12 protein-coding genes are annotated in these 13403 nt (G+C 58.2%); 8 read left to right on the top strand and 4 right to left on the bottom strand.

Annotation, left to right across the window (positions count from 1 at the left end):
• The first annotated feature begins 165 nt into the window (after positions 1 to 165).
• The 6 genes from AC1TXO_RS03770 (at position 166) to AC1TXO_RS03745 (ending at position 4370) form a co-directional block, all read left to right on the top strand.
• Positions 166 to 495, top strand: coding sequence for a hypothetical protein (locus AC1TXO_RS03770; RefSeq protein ID WP_085633574.1), 330 nt, complete (start codon positions 166 to 168; stop codon positions 493 to 495).
• 93 nt (positions 496 to 588) lie between these two features.
• Positions 589 to 1557, top strand: coding sequence for a DUF932 domain-containing protein (locus AC1TXO_RS03765; RefSeq protein ID WP_085633576.1), 969 nt, complete (start codon positions 589 to 591; stop codon positions 1555 to 1557).
• Between the two features lie 75 nt (positions 1558 to 1632).
• Positions 1633 to 2637 carry a YqaJ viral recombinase family nuclease gene (locus AC1TXO_RS03760; protein WP_085633578.1) on the top strand — a complete coding sequence of 335 codons (1005 nt, stop codon included), beginning with the start codon at positions 1633 to 1635 and terminating at the stop codon, positions 2635 to 2637.
• 90 nt (positions 2638 to 2727) lie between these two features.
• Positions 2728 to 3678 carry a recombination directionality factor gene (locus AC1TXO_RS03755; RefSeq protein ID WP_085633580.1) on the top strand — a complete coding sequence of 317 codons (951 nt, stop codon included), beginning with the start codon at positions 2728 to 2730 and terminating at the stop codon, positions 3676 to 3678.
• Positions 3650 to 4147, top strand: coding sequence for a RadC family protein (radC, locus tag AC1TXO_RS03750; protein WP_486405095.1), 498 nt, complete (start codon positions 3650 to 3652; stop codon positions 4145 to 4147). The genes AC1TXO_RS03755 and radC overlap by 29 nt, the downstream gene beginning before the upstream one ends.
• A 13-nt stretch (positions 4148 to 4160) precedes the next feature.
• Positions 4161 to 4370, top strand: coding sequence for a hypothetical protein (locus tag AC1TXO_RS03745; RefSeq protein WP_486405094.1), 210 nt, complete (start codon positions 4161 to 4163; stop codon positions 4368 to 4370).
• 355 nt (positions 4371 to 4725) lie between these two features.
• Here the strand turns inward: AC1TXO_RS03745 and AC1TXO_RS03740 are convergent, their stop codons facing one another.
• Positions 4726 to 5073, bottom strand: a complete 348-nt coding sequence (locus AC1TXO_RS03740) for a helix-turn-helix domain-containing protein (protein ID WP_085633587.1) — start codon at positions 5071 to 5073, stop codon at positions 4726 to 4728.
• A gap of 138 nt (positions 5074 to 5211) precedes the next feature.
• Between AC1TXO_RS03740 and AC1TXO_RS03735 the strand changes: the two genes are divergently transcribed.
• Positions 5212 to 5565 carry a hypothetical protein gene (locus AC1TXO_RS03735; protein WP_085633589.1) on the top strand — a complete coding sequence of 118 codons (354 nt, stop codon included), beginning with the start codon at positions 5212 to 5214 and terminating at the stop codon, positions 5563 to 5565.
• A gap of 125 nt (positions 5566 to 5690) precedes the next feature.
• On the top strand, positions 5691 to 6482 hold the full coding sequence (locus AC1TXO_RS03730; protein WP_085633591.1) for a hypothetical protein: 792 nt from the start codon (positions 5691 to 5693) through the stop codon (positions 6480 to 6482).
• Between the two features lie 143 nt (positions 6483 to 6625).
• Here AC1TXO_RS03730 and AC1TXO_RS03725 read toward each other — a convergent pair whose 3' ends face one another.
• The 3 genes from AC1TXO_RS03725 to darG are packed head-to-tail and all read right to left on the bottom strand — an operon-like array spanning position 6626 to position 13391.
• A complete protein-coding gene (locus AC1TXO_RS03725; RefSeq protein WP_058152393.1) occupies positions 6626 to 9379 on the bottom strand; it encodes a phospholipase D-like domain-containing anti-phage protein in 2754 nt (917 codons plus the stop codon).
• 11 nt (positions 9380 to 9390) lie between these two features.
• On the bottom strand, positions 9391 to 12318 hold the full coding sequence (locus AC1TXO_RS03720; protein WP_486405093.1) for an anti-phage-associated DUF1156 domain-containing protein: 2928 nt from the start codon (positions 12316 to 12318) through the stop codon (positions 9391 to 9393).
• Between the two features lie 14 nt (positions 12319 to 12332).
• Positions 12333 to 13391 carry a type II toxin-antitoxin system antitoxin DNA ADP-ribosyl glycohydrolase DarG gene (darG, locus tag AC1TXO_RS03715; RefSeq protein WP_058152391.1) on the bottom strand — a complete coding sequence of 353 codons (1059 nt, stop codon included), beginning with the start codon at positions 13389 to 13391 and terminating at the stop codon, positions 12333 to 12335.
• Positions 13392 to 13403 lie beyond the last annotated feature (12 nt).

Below are 13403 nucleotides of genomic sequence, written 5' to 3'. Positions count from 1 at the left end.
GGGTCTGATTAAGCCCTGTCTTCCTAAATCGCTGATGAGCTCCTGCGTAGACTCGACTGAAGCCTGTCGCACGCCTGGGCGAGCTGCTAGCAACAGAGACTTTCAATTCAAAAAAACCTCAGCCCTACATGATCGCATTGACATCACCACCAAGGAGGTTCTCCCATGTCATTGCAGTGCCCTCGCTGTAACTCCCCCAAACTCGTTTCCTTCCACCACGCCATGAAAGTCGGGGCCGCCATCGGCACCGTGGGCGGCGTTGCGCGTGGCGTCAGCGCTGCCATGGCAGGTGGTCAGGCCGGCGCAGCTATCGGTACGCTCGCCGGGCCAGTCGGCATCACCCTAGGTTCCGTGTCGGGCGCCATCCTCGGCGGTCTGGCCGGAGGCGTGGGCGGCTGTGCACTCGGCGCTCAACTGGGCGAGTCGCTCGACCGCCACGTCCTGGCCCACAACCTCTGTCTGCTCTGCGGTCACCGCTTCAATCTGCCGACCTGATCGGCATACCCACCATTCTCATTTCTATCGTTCGGTCGGTGCTGCGCTGCGCGTGGCGCTTTATGCCGGCTGGTACCCAAAGGAATCGTTCACATGGCACATCTCGTCGAAACCATGGCCTACGCTGGCGCTACTCCGTGGCATGGTCTGGGCAATCAGCTCACTCAGAAACAGCCCATCGAAGTCTGGCAGCGTGAAGCCGGGATGGACTGGCAGATCCTGGAAAGCCCCGTGCATTTCAAATCAGATGCCGTCGGCCCCCTGGGCGCCATCCATTCCTTCCCCGAGCAGAAGGTGCTCTTCCGTTCGGACACCAAGGCACCACTGTCGGTGGTGTCCAACCGTTACCACACCGTGCAGCCACGTGAAGTGTTGGAATTCTACCGCGACCTCACAGAAGTCTCTGGCTACGAGCTGGAAACGGCTGGTGTGCTCAAGGGCGGACGCAAATTCTGGGCGCTGGCGCGTACTGGGCAAGGCGCAGCGCTCAAGGGCAACGATCAGGTCAACGGGTATCTGCTGTTAGCCACGTCCTGCGACGGCACCCTGGCCACCACGGCAACCCCAACCACTGTGCGCGTGGTGTGCAACAACACCCTGACCATCGCTCTCGACGGCACCAGCCGAGCGATCAAGGTGCCGCACAACACCCGCTTCGATCCGAAGGCGGTGAAGAAGCAACTCGGCATCGCCGTCTCGCAGTGGGACGACTTCATGTATCGCATGCGCGCTCTGGCCGAACGCAAAGTGCAGTGGCATGAGGCTTTGGGATTCTTCATGTCCGTGCTGTGCGAAACCAGCCCAGCCGGTGCAATGCCAGAGGTATTACCGAACGAGCGGGCCCTGCGCAAAGTTCAGGAGCTGTACGAAGGTCGTGGTCGCGGCAGCCAGCTCGACTCGGCACGCGGCACCGCCTGGGGCCTGCTCAACGCCGTGACCGAGTACGTCGACCACGAGCGTCGTGCGCGTAGCAACGAGTATCGCATGGACTCAGCCTGGTTCGGCCAGGGGGCGCAGATCAAACAACGCGCCCTGGATACCGCGCTGCAGCTCGTCGCTTAACCAGAACTAACACCCATCCTCGCGCCCGGTCAGCCTTGTGCTGGTCGGGCGTTTTTATGTCTGCAGGTGAACACCATGAAAGCAACGTCATTGAACGGCAGCACCAGCAAGAAACGCCCTGCCCTGCGTCTGGTCAGCACCAAGGAGCTTCCGCGCGAGGACTGGCTGCAGATCCGCAAGCAAGGCATCGGCAGTTCGGATGCCGCCGCTGCGGTGGGGCTGAATCCATACAAGTCGCAGCTGGAGCTGTGGCTGGAGAAGACCGGTCGCGATGCCGGGCTGCCGAAGGCCGATCCCCAGGATGAGGAAAGTCCGATGTACTGGGGCAACGTCCTGGAGCCCATCGTGGCCTGGCATTACAGCAAGCGCACCAAACACAAGGTCCGTCGCATCAACGCCGTGCTGCAGCAGCCCGATCCGGAATTGCCCTGGATGCTGGCCAACATCGACCGCGAGGTGATCGGGGCCGACGATGTGCAGATCCTCGAATGTAAGACAGCCGGCATAAACGGGGCACACCTCTGGAAAGAGGGCGTCCCCGAGTATGTTCAGCTTCAAGTGATGCACCAACTCGCCGTCACCGGTAAACAGGCTGCAGACGTAGCGGTGCTGCTCGGCGGTCAGACGCTGGAGATCCACCGTATAGAGCGTGACGAGCAGATGATAGCTCGCCTGATCGAGCTGGAACGCAAGTTCTGGCAGCACGTGGAAACCGACACACCTCCGCCGGCGGATGGTACCGCTTCTGCCGAAGCAGCCCTGCGCTGCCTTTATCCGGAAGACAATGGCCAGGCCGTCGACTTCAGCAGTCATGCTGGGCTGACGGCGACCTACGTCGAGCTCAAGGCCGTCCGCCAGTCGATTGCTGACAAGGAAAAGCGCGAGGCCGAGCTCAAGCAGATGCTACAGCAGGCCATGGGCGATGCCAGCCGGGCGAAGTTCACCAGCGGCTACGTCAGCTGGCGCAAAGCCAAGGACAGCATCAGTCTCGATGTCGCTCAACTGCTCAAGGACAAACCGTACCTGCAAGCCAAGTACCCACTGCTGAAGACCGGTGCACGGCGCTTCTTGGTCGGCTGATTTTCACTTCCCTCACTCCCTTCACCTCTTGGCCAGTCCATGCAGTTCGCGCTGCGTGGCTGGCCTTTTTTCATTTCCAGGAGAACCACCATGCTGAAAGGCTTAGCCCTGACGCCCCCAGTGCTCGGGCGCATCTCCATCGGTAAGGTCACCGAGAAAAACGGCAAGCGTCTGCCGGAGAAAGATGACCAGTTCACCATCACCTCCCAGGTACAAGGCAAGAATGGCTGGCTGTTGCACCCGCTCAACGACGGGCTGCGCCAGGGCAAGGACGACAAGCTACGCAGCATTCCGGTACGCCTGCTGTTCAACGAGCCGGAGTTGAACTTCCGTGCCGACTACACCCTGTTTGATCGGCAGTCTGGACGACCGCTGTGCGTGGGCAACGGTGAGACCTGCAAGCGCGTCACCCTGGAGGGTATGCAGTCCCTACCCTGCCCTTCGCCAGATGCCTGCCCGTTGGCCAAGGGTAATGCCTGCAGGCCCTATGGACGGCTGAACGTGGTCATTGGCGATGATGATCCGCTCGGTAGCTTCATGTTTCGCACCACCGGCTTCAACAGCATCCGCACCCTCGCCGCCCGGCTGCATTACTTCCAAGCCATCTCCGGCAACCGCCTGGCGTGCCTGCCGCTGGAACTGCGCCTGCGTGGCAAGTCGACACGACAGAGCCACGGGACGCCGATCTTCTACGTCGACCTGACAGTACGCAGCGGCATGGAAATGGCCGAGGCGCTGCAGGCCGCCAGTGAGCTCGATGCGCAGCGGCAAGCAACAGGCTTCGATCAAGCCGCGCTGGATGAAGCGGCGCAGCGTGGCTTCGCCAATGGTGCGTTCGAGGACAGCGAGGAAGACACTGGCACCATCGTCGAGGAGTTCTATCCCGTCGAAGAAAGCCACTCTCCTCCCATCAACACTCCCCTGCGATCCGCGAAAAACAGCCTGGCCGAGAAGCTGGAGGCGCAAGCCCAGCGCCATACCCCACCAACTGACTACCACCAAGGCCCCCAGTATGCGCCTGCACAAGCTGAAGGCCAGTGACTCGACTGGCACCTACCTGGTCGAGTCGCCGGTCACCGAAACCGACATCCTGCTGATGGCCCGTCAGTTGGCGAACCTGCGTCTGCGCCGTGGGCGGGCACTGACCTCACCGAAGGAAGTGTTTAGCCACTTGCAGGCACTGCTGAGCGATTACGAGCATGAAGTCTTTGCCCTTCTCCACCTTGATAGCCGCCATCGAGTCATCGCCTTTCAAGAACTGTTCAGAGGCACGCTCGATGGCGCCAGCGTCTATCCACGCGAGGTCGTCAAGGCAGCCCTGGAGCACAATGCAGCCGCCATAGTCCTAGTTCACAACCATCCCTCTGGGGATCCTGAACCCAGCCAAGCAGACCGCAACCTGACCCACAAACTGAAGGAGGCACTGAGCCTGGTTGGGGTGCGGACACTGGATCACATCATCGTAGGTCGCGAAGGTTGCCTATCGCTGGCAGAACAAGGTTATCTGTGAGGAGAACACGATAATGATGCTACTACGGATCTTGGCTGCCGTGTTTATGTTCGTTGGCATTTTCGCCGGCTGCCTGGCGCTCCTGCTTTTGGTGATCCTACTGGTGCGCTTTCCGCCACTGCTGATCGCCGTGCTGCTGGCGTGCTGGATTCTCTGCCGACTGCTGAAAGTGTTCCGGACGTCAGCAGAAGCACCGACAAAGCCTCCCTCCACCTTGCAGTGATCATCCCCTATAAGCAACCGGACAAGCTCCGGTTGTCTCTGTCCCTCCCCCAGGAAACATGAAGATGAACAGACAATGTTTGATCTGCGAGTCAAGGGCCGTACTGCCCCGTGGCGCCGCCAAAGGCCTTGCACTGTTGGTCAGGCTGGTCGAGGGCGCGCTACAGGGAGTTCGAGCACGCCCTCATTATCTAGCCATGGCATGCTCATGAGTGGACTGGCCTCGATTGCCCCGACGTACCCTGCAGCTCAAAATGTGGCTGAGGATGTTGCCCGCTCTCACTTCAGAGGCTTCGAGAGCCTGTGACTTTACTGTGGCGCGCTGTTCGAAGCGGCTGTCGCGGACTAGGAGCGCCTCAGCTGCGGCTGAGACGTTCCACCAGGCGCTCCACCATATCCAGTACTAACATCCGATCATCCGCCTTCAGAGTAGACAGTAATTTCTGCAGGCGGCGCGTCTGATCCTCAGTTCGAGAGCTCCCGTCGGTCAGCAGGTCGGCTGTCTCGCAGCCGAAGATCGAAGCGAGCTCGACCAAACGCTCCACGTTGGGCGTAACGATCCCACGCTCGATTCGGGACACAGCCTCGCTACCAATCCCAAGCTTCTCCGCGACCTGCTCCTGGCTCAGCTCACAGCGCGCGCGCTGACGTGCAATCGCCTGCCCCACCAGCTCCGCCAACTGCTTTGAATCGGTTTTCGACATGCCACCCTCCAGGTCAACCCGGATGGTTGAGCATCAACCCATTGACATGAAGGACTTCACAAACCGACACTCAACCTAGAAAGTTGATATTCGACTTTTTCTTCACCGCCAATGCCCTGGCAAGGAGCACCCAACAGCATGAACGTCATTACTGGACTGAATGAAGCGCAGATCGAAAGCCTTGTCCGCAGCCAAGCGTCCTTCGAGATCAATGGCCTCAGGGGCAACTTCACCGCCGGCATCAAACTGGTCGAAACCAAGATTGAGAAACTTGGGATGAAATGCCGCGTCGTCACCGATTTAAAAGGTGCAGCCATACGCGGCGGAGTTTTTGGAGCTGCGGCCACTGTGATGTCAGCGCCAGCAACGCTCACCCTGGCGGCACTCGGCGTTGCAGCAGGTGTCGGCCATGCTCTCGTCACCTACAACCCCGATTACGAAATCATCAAAGACTACGTGAACAAGCGGCTCAGGGTCATTTACAAGAAGTAGTCCCTCCTCATTCCCACAGCCACCAACAGCGAAGAACACTAAAGCGCTGCCGAACTCGCAAGCTCCGCTACCGATCGTTAAATGGCCGGTTCGTCTACTCGCAAATCACAAACAGGAGTTAGCTCTTGAAACGGATACTCAATATTCTGCTGCTCGCGCTCTGTGCCAATGCCAATGCAGCGATTGACCATTACGCCTGGAACAACATCGCCTACCCAGACGAGACCTCCACCAATGGCCTCCCCGAAGCTATTCCGTGTATCACAAAGAAAGCCTTCAACGGCCAACCCATGATCAAGTGCACCTGGCTGGAGACCTCCCGCGAGGTGCTCATCTGGGATGCCCAGCGCCAGCAGGACATGCGCTATGTCAACCAGGTCAGTGGCACATGTCTGCGCGGCAAGTGCCGGACGAACACCGCCATCGTGGGTGAATGGAACCAGGATGTCTTCTTCGCGCTGTCGATTTGGTACCGCATCGGCACCAGTACCGACGGCAAGCCGGTAGCCTACCGCATTGACGCCTCCCGTCAGGTGTCGTATGCCGAGGCTGGTTCTATTCTGTACCAGTTCTATCTGGATATTGGCGTACCTGATGACCAGCTAGTTGCCACAATCAACGGGCGCTATGAAGGTGGTTACGCAGCGTGGCAAGCACAGAAGGGAGGTACACAAGCGTCGTCACAGCAATCACCTGCCACCTCGGCCCAATCAGAATGGCCGGAAGTTAAAAGTGCCTGGTGTAACCCACGCATGGATGACGACTGCTACATAAACGAGAAGAAGGTGCCTATCGCTGACCTTGGCAAGTGGTTGCCTGCCGTTGCTGAATCGAACATCGACCAGTTGGGCGGATACTGCGAGGCCATCCTCTGCTTCGATAGCAAAGATCAACCTCTGGGTTACATACTTCAGTAACTCGCGGTAAACAGCCCAGAGTGAGCAGCTTACCGGCTGCTCACTCTGGGCTCCTTCCAGAATTCTTTTTTCATTCCGACCGAGCTCAAATTCCGTTCACGTCGACCCTGAGCTGGTGCAGCCGCTAATTTCCTTTGACGACATCATCCCCAAGCGGCACTCATTAGAGTGGTCAGATCGCGACGCGAAAGCACCTCAGTGAATTCGCGCCAATCTTTCTCCGGCGGTATCATGGTGCCGGTGTAGCGTAAGTCGAAACCAGTCGCGGTCTTTTGGGAATTGATGTATTCATCCAGGCGTTCGCCCAACGTTTCGATGTCTTCGATCCACTCATCCTTGATTGTGTCCGGTAGAGAACCGAAAAGGTCATAACGATTTTTCATGCGCTCGGACAGGCGTTCGTAGATCGTCTCGTCCACCGTCTGCTCAAACACAAGGTTCAACATGTCCACAGTCTCACGCCGTTGACCAAAGCGTTTGATACGGCCGATGCGTTGCTCCAACCGCGTTGGGTTCCACGGCAAGTCAATGTTAATCAGAGTACCCAGTGTTTGCAGGTTCAGACCTTCACAGGCGGCATCGGTGGCCACCATCACGCGGATCTGGTGCTCAGCGACCATGCGTTTGAGAGTTTCACGCTCGACGCTCACACTCTCGCCACTTTGATAAAGTCGACTGCGACCTGCACCTGCGTACAGGCCAACCGCTTCCTCAGGGTAACGGGCAGCAAGCGAATCAGCCAACCATTTCGCCGTGTCGTAATACTGGCTAAAGATAATGACGCCCAGATCCAGCCATTTCTCCTTGTCGAGGAAGTGAACAACAGCCTCCATCTTTGGATCTGCGTCCAGCCGCTCCAGCCGGGCAATTAGGCGCTGCAATACCTCGCGCTCCTCACTCGTCTCAACGTTGACGTCACCTTCCCGCTCCTCATCTTCCTCATGAACGGCATCACCTTCCAGCAAGCGCCGCGCCGTTGAGAGGCCCGCGTGAATGCTGGAGCAAATGCGCTGTTCCATTAGGTTCTTCATGAAGCCGCTGCCCTTACCGCGCCTGGCCAGTGCTTTGCCAAACGCTCGCGCCTCGCTGTATGCCTGCCGGAAGTTCTCGGAGGTTCGAAGAGCCTTGCCTTCAAACAACATATCAAATGCCCGCTGCTCGGACGCGTACTCACGCTCGGGATGGACATCTACCCCAACCGGGGTCAACAAAGGCTTGCCGTCCTTGTCCTTAGTTTCTTCAAGCTGCAGGCGCTTGCGCAAAACCACGTGGCGTACCAGCGGGTTCTCACGTTGGAACAACGTAGCCCCGGCAATACGGCGATCAAGCTCCTCCTCCAGAATTTCCCGCGTTTCCTCTGTCAGCTCAGCCAGCGAACGGTTGGTCTGCCAGTCGCCATTTTGCAAACCCAAGTCTTGCCGAATTGCAGAAAACAAGCGCCGGGCGCGAGGCTCACTGGTCGACTCCGTGCGCGGCAACGGCGACCGCAGCAACTCCCACGCATCAGACAACTTCTCCACCTCTACGCGCCCAGAAAGGATTTCGAGCACCTCACCCGGCCGGTGCCACGGAGCAAGGTCGTGGCCGAGTACAAAGCGGCCTGGGCCTTGATGTAAGATACCCAGCAAGTCCCAAAGATCGGCAGGGTTTGTCTGGATCGGCGTGGCTGTGCCCAGAAGCACGTGATCGGCACGAGCGGCAATATCACGCATGAAGGCCAGCAATTCGTTCGGTGTTCCAGCTTCTTTGCCGAAGCCCTGGCGGGTTCTTGCCTTGTGCGCTTCGTCCAGAATCACTACGCCGAAACGCATACCAAGCAAATGCTGTTTCTCCAGCGAATCGCGCATCATCAGGCCAGTGGAAACAATGCCGATGCGCATCGGGCAATGGGCAATCTGCTCACGCCCACCTGGCGACAGCACGCGCTCGTCAACATCTAGCCAGACCTTGCCCACGGTATCCCAACGGGCGGTCGGGATGCCCAACTTATCCAGCATCTCGGTCTGCCATTGCTCGGTCAGCGTGGCAGGGGCAAAAATCACTACCGGACGACGCGGTCCATTGTCCTTGTCGGATAACAGGCACAGCGTCAGAGCGGCGGTGGCCAGCGACAGCGTCTTGCCCAGTCCTACTTCGTCCGCCAGTAGCAGACGCACAGTGCCGTACAAACGCTGGTGACGCAGGCACTCTGTCAGGAATCCCTGCTGCCATGGCTGTAACTGCTGGCCTTCGCGGTACAGCGGTGATTCGATCAATGCCGCAGGTGCAAGATTCTCGTCATCATCGATTTCGATGAACTCAATTTCTCGCCGATATCCACGCCGGTGCACCTCACGAATGACTGCCTGTGGAAGCGGTTTCGCGGCGTTCCAGAGAAAGTCGAACTCTTCCTCGATCCACGCCACGCCCTCCGGGGATTCGTCTTCCCACAGGATTTCGTAGTGGCGCTGCCAGCCGCTGCGCGTCTCATTCATCGAGCCAATGAAACCCAAGCGACGACCATCCGCCAAGGTAATCACGCCGGCCTTGCCGTGCACGAAACCGCAGATGTCGTCTGGTGCGATGCGCACCGCCTGCCCATGCTTGCCCAGGAAGGCATCTAGCCGACGATAGCGTTCGCGGTTCAGCAGTACCTCGGCCTCCAGGGCACGCTCGTTCCAGCGACCCAGCATCTTACTCTCACGCAGTTGCGCCACTTTCAGGTCGTCCGGGTGGATATCAACATTACAGACGATCTTCACCTCGGGAATGTGTTCCAGCGCCTCACCTGCCACCTCGAATAGAGAACTAGTGAAGTAGCCAGCAATACGCTTGTAGCTCCTGGCACCAACCAGATGCTGCATCAGGAAGCTGGCATCCAGCCGATGGGTACGTGAAGAAAAACGCCGGATGCTCATCTCTCAAGTCCTCACTCGCCGAAGCGCAGGTTCTTCAGGCGCGCGGCCAGCACCTCGGCCGCAGAGCGAACCTCGGGTTCGAGAGCTTTGCGCTCAATGAAAGCCAGCATTTCCACCAACAGCAATCGGACTTCTAGGAAGTCCGCCATCTCGGCGCGTAGTTGCTCAACGATGACCTGCACTTCAGTATCTTTGAGCAATTGTTGCAAAGCGATAATGAGCTGTCCCAACCGTGTTACACCGATCTCGGTAGCATCCGTCAGATCGCGCGAACTATATTCGGCCACGCGCTTCAAGCGGGCATTATTGGGCCGCATTTCACCCATCACGCGGCTGTAGTCCGTTACACGAAAGCCCTTGGCGAAGTTCTGATAGTTGTCCAGCTTTGTTGCACCTGTGGTTTCCATATCCATCATACGCAGTACAAAGCGCTCGATACCGGTCAGCCGTCCCCAGACGTCGGCGCTCAGCCCCTCGGGCACCAGCAGGCTGGAAGCAGTTTCCGCCGCCTGTTGGACGATTTCGTCCACGACGGTCACTTCACCACGTGTACGCGGGCGTAGGGCGAAGGTGGTTACATCCTCATCACCAATGCGGGTGTAGGCAGTCAGCACTTTGAGAGCGGCCGCGTAACCAGCCATTTGTAGATCAGAATCACCCCATACAGGCTCACCGTGGTGCTCTTCCACGACGTCGTTCAGATGCATCATGATTTCTATCTGACGCGCAACTTCCTGCCGCACAGCGGGCAGCAGCCGCTGCTTGAAGCCAGTGCGCTCGCCTGCCGTACGCTTCTTCAACATCAAAATGACAGTGCCCTGGACAAAACTACCTTTCTTGATGGCCGCATTGGTTTCCGTTGCGATGTACCAAGCGGCGACCACTTGCAGGCCAGCTGCCCAAAAGATGCCGATCAAATCGCCCCAGACGGCGGTGTCCTGATGTGTGAACATGACGCACTGCATGCCGTTCTCCGGCATATGTTCGGCCATCGCCTTGTAGGCAGCAACCATACCTCGTCGGAACTCGTCGTCAGATCCCTTGATCGCAAGCGCTCGGCGCGAGTCCCACACCCAGTCATCAAAAGGCTTGGGCGGATTCTTACGCAGCCAGGCGATAAAGAATTCGGTGATCTCGTGGTAGTTAACCGCATCGGCATAAGGTGGATCGGTGATCCAGATATCAGCATCGTCGGCCAGCTTAATCGCATCCTGGCACTTGATAGACCTGTGAGCTTCCGGAAGCGGGCTATTGGCAAAACCGAACGACCGGCCCGCTTCGTGACTGAAAAAGCAACGGATGCCGTAGTTGTAAAACGTATTTAACGCTTGGTTATAGAAGACGTTATTTGTCTTCTCCCAATGGTTCATCCAGTTGGCGATCCGGGAATTCCAGTCCAGCGACTTGGCGTTGAAGACGTAATCTTCCGGCGTCCTGTGTTGGAAGAAGCGCGAGATTAAAAGCAACTGTCGGGCATTGAACAAATGGTGCCAATGCGTCCATCCACGCGTGCGAATCAGTTCATCGGTCTTGTCGCCCGGCTCAATGGCCATATCCGGCACCAAACCTTCGTTCTGCCAGCGGTTCAAGCTCTCGGCAACGAGCGTATCTACGCGATGTTCGCGCTCCCAATCGGCATCAGTCGGTGCTGCAAACCAAGATTCTTGCCGTGTTTTCGTCAGCGTTTCTTTGGTGATCCAATGAATTGCGTAGAGTCGCTCCTGAAAGATATCGCCAGGCTGCGGCTTGAAATCGGATTTATCCCAGCGGCGCAGACGATTGCCCGTGCTGCCATCGACGTTTCGGAAGTCACCACGCAGTGTCTTGATGGGTGTGCGATAGGTCTTTCCGTCCAGCGTGTAGACCATGTCGCCTTCCTGTACGGTGCCCTTGTCAGCAGCGGCAGCCTCCGCGTCGGAAACACCAGTGATGATTTCGATGTCGAAACATTTGTTGTGGTGATCCGGCTTCAAGCGGGCGATGATGTTCCGGCCCTTCGAGATCACCCAAGAGGGTGACAGCGGAATCATCCAGCCCGTTTCCGGACAGCGGGCCTCCAAACAATACAGGTACGATTTGGCACGATTACCTTGCCTGTCATGCTCGACTCCAAGCTCGGTAATCTCCGCATCTACGGCTTTGGCAACAAGCTCCTGCGAGCTCTCGATTTCTGAGCGCCGTGCCGGGCTTGAACCGATGATGTTCAATGCGCCCCAGGTCAGCATGCAAGCGATGGGGTTGAGATCTGAGGCATAGACATCGCAGCCAATTCGCGCGGCCTCAAAAGGGATGGAACCACCACCACTAAAAGTGTCGCCCACACGTGCACGATGGCCGTACCGCAGGATGCCCAACTGCTCAACCAGTTCTGGAAACGACTGCACGCTCACACCCAAGTGAGCGTAGTGGCGGTTAACCTCGGCCCACACCGGGGCGTAAAGCCAGTCCTGATCTACCTCTTCCGGACGTTTGCTGATGCCAGCTTTTTCTTCGTAACCTGACATTGTGGCCAGTGCCTGTCGATACAGCACCAGTTTGTCCTCATCGGTGATATCGCGTCGCCAGCCACGCCCGCCGAAGTAATATTCTGGGTCGGAGATCAGGAGAATCTCCTGCAGCCTGGTAGCCGAGAACGCATTGGCCGCCAGCGCACGACGAGCTAAACCTTCATCATCGAAAGCCATGAGCTTTTCAAAGATTACGAGATCGGCCTCAGCATCGTCGGTGGGTGGCAGCAGGGTACCCAGCACGACAGCGCGCACCAAAATTAGCGGCTTGCGACCCTTCCAGTAGGAGCCAAGCCCGGTCAGTGTCTGGCCGAGATTTGCCTTGCGTTCCTTCTGTGCTTCGAACGACACCTTCTGCGCCGGAAAAACCGTCTCGATTAGAGCGGGCACATCTTTGAGCGCCAATGGCGTGAGTATTGTCGTTTTTTCCATGCGTTGTTAGTTCCTCAATGCGCTGCCGCGACTTCGGGCGACAGCCAGCCCTGTGAGCGAAGCCGCTCTTCGGCAATGGCAAGTTGGCGCGGCGTAAATTGCCGCTTACGGGAGTTCCAGCCATAGACCTGGCGCTCCACGCTGTCATGTTGGGTGGCACCTTCGCGACTCATCACCCAATGTACGGTGGCCAAAAGCTCCAGACCGTAAGGCGATTCAAAGCCCTCCACCAGCTTGGTCACACGCTCGAAGCGAGCGCGGCTGAGGTCGTGCCGATCCAGGTAACCCTTGGCGTCTTCCACTGCGCCAGGCACCAGCGTGAGTGGTTTGTCCGGCGCATCACCGCCATCGGCGTAACCCGCGATCAAATGGCCCTCCACCGCTTTCAGCACATGCCGAAGATTCTCGGCGTAAGGACCGTAGTGATGCTTGACGTACTGCAGTCGCAGCGGCTCACCTGCCTCCTGCATGAAGTACATCAGCTTGTGGACCTCCAGCAGACTAACAAATGGATCGAGCAGCCCACCGAGATAGCGTTGCATCAGCTCCACCAGAGCAGCACGCCCCGCCGTCATCTGGGGCACCTCGCGCACATGTGCCATCTTGTCGTGAGCCGGGGCACCTTTGGGCTCGAATACCATCACGCGCACATCGGCGAGCTCTGCCATGGCGTGCTCGATGCGCGGACGCACATCGTTCCAGTCAAGCCCACCCAAGCCTGCACCTAGTGGCGGGATGGCGATGGAGCGGATGCTATTAGCACGGATGACCTTGACCAGATCGACCAGCCCCGCCTCGATGTCCTCGATGCGGCTCTTGCCGCGCCAATGCCGCTTGGTCGGGAAGTTAACGATGAAGCGCGGCAGGGTGAGCTGTCCCGTCTCATGAACGAACATCCGCCCCGGCTGCACGACTTTCCGCTTGCAGGCCACTTCATAGGCTTTGAAGTTAGCTGGATAGACATTTTTGAACTGCAAGGCTATGCCGCGCCCCATCACACCGACGCAGTTGACGGTGTTGACCAGTGCATCAGCCTCGCATTGGAGGATGTCGCCCGAGGTGTACTCGATCATGGCTGTTCTCCT

It is taken from the genome of Pseudomonas sp. FA117 (genome assembly GCF_057370475.1).
This window is presented reverse-complemented; position numbering and strand designations above follow the sequence as displayed.

What these genes read in the sequence shown, in the direction of transcription:
- AC1TXO_RS03760 (WP_085633578.1), top strand. Translation starts at nt 1,633, where the DNA reads ATGAAAGCAACGTCATTGAACGGCAGCACCAGCAAGAAACGCCCTGCC.
- AC1TXO_RS03720 (WP_486405093.1), bottom strand. Translation starts at nt 12,318, where the DNA reads ATGGAAAAAACGACAATACTCACGCCATTGGCGCTCAAAGATGTGCCC.
- AC1TXO_RS03765 (WP_085633576.1), top strand. Translation starts at nt 589, where the DNA reads ATGGCACATCTCGTCGAAACCATGGCCTACGCTGGCGCTACTCCGTGG.
- AC1TXO_RS03725 (WP_058152393.1), bottom strand. Translation starts at nt 9,379, where the DNA reads ATGAGCATCCGGCGTTTTTCTTCACGTACCCATCGGCTGGATGCCAGC.
- AC1TXO_RS03770 (WP_085633574.1), top strand. Translation starts at nt 166, where the DNA reads ATGTCATTGCAGTGCCCTCGCTGTAACTCCCCCAAACTCGTTTCCTTC.
- radC (WP_486405095.1), top strand. Translation starts at nt 3,650, where the DNA reads ATGCGCCTGCACAAGCTGAAGGCCAGTGACTCGACTGGCACCTACCTG.
- AC1TXO_RS03755 (WP_085633580.1), top strand. Translation starts at nt 2,728, where the DNA reads ATGCTGAAAGGCTTAGCCCTGACGCCCCCAGTGCTCGGGCGCATCTCC.
- AC1TXO_RS03735 (WP_085633589.1), top strand. Translation starts at nt 5,212, where the DNA reads ATGAACGTCATTACTGGACTGAATGAAGCGCAGATCGAAAGCCTTGTC.
- AC1TXO_RS03740 (WP_085633587.1), bottom strand. Translation starts at nt 5,073, where the DNA reads ATGTCGAAAACCGATTCAAAGCAGTTGGCGGAGCTGGTGGGGCAGGCG.
- AC1TXO_RS03745 (WP_486405094.1), top strand. Translation starts at nt 4,161, where the DNA reads ATGATGCTACTACGGATCTTGGCTGCCGTGTTTATGTTCGTTGGCATT.
- darG (WP_058152391.1), bottom strand. Translation starts at nt 13,391, where the DNA reads ATGATCGAGTACACCTCGGGCGACATCCTCCAATGCGAGGCTGATGCA.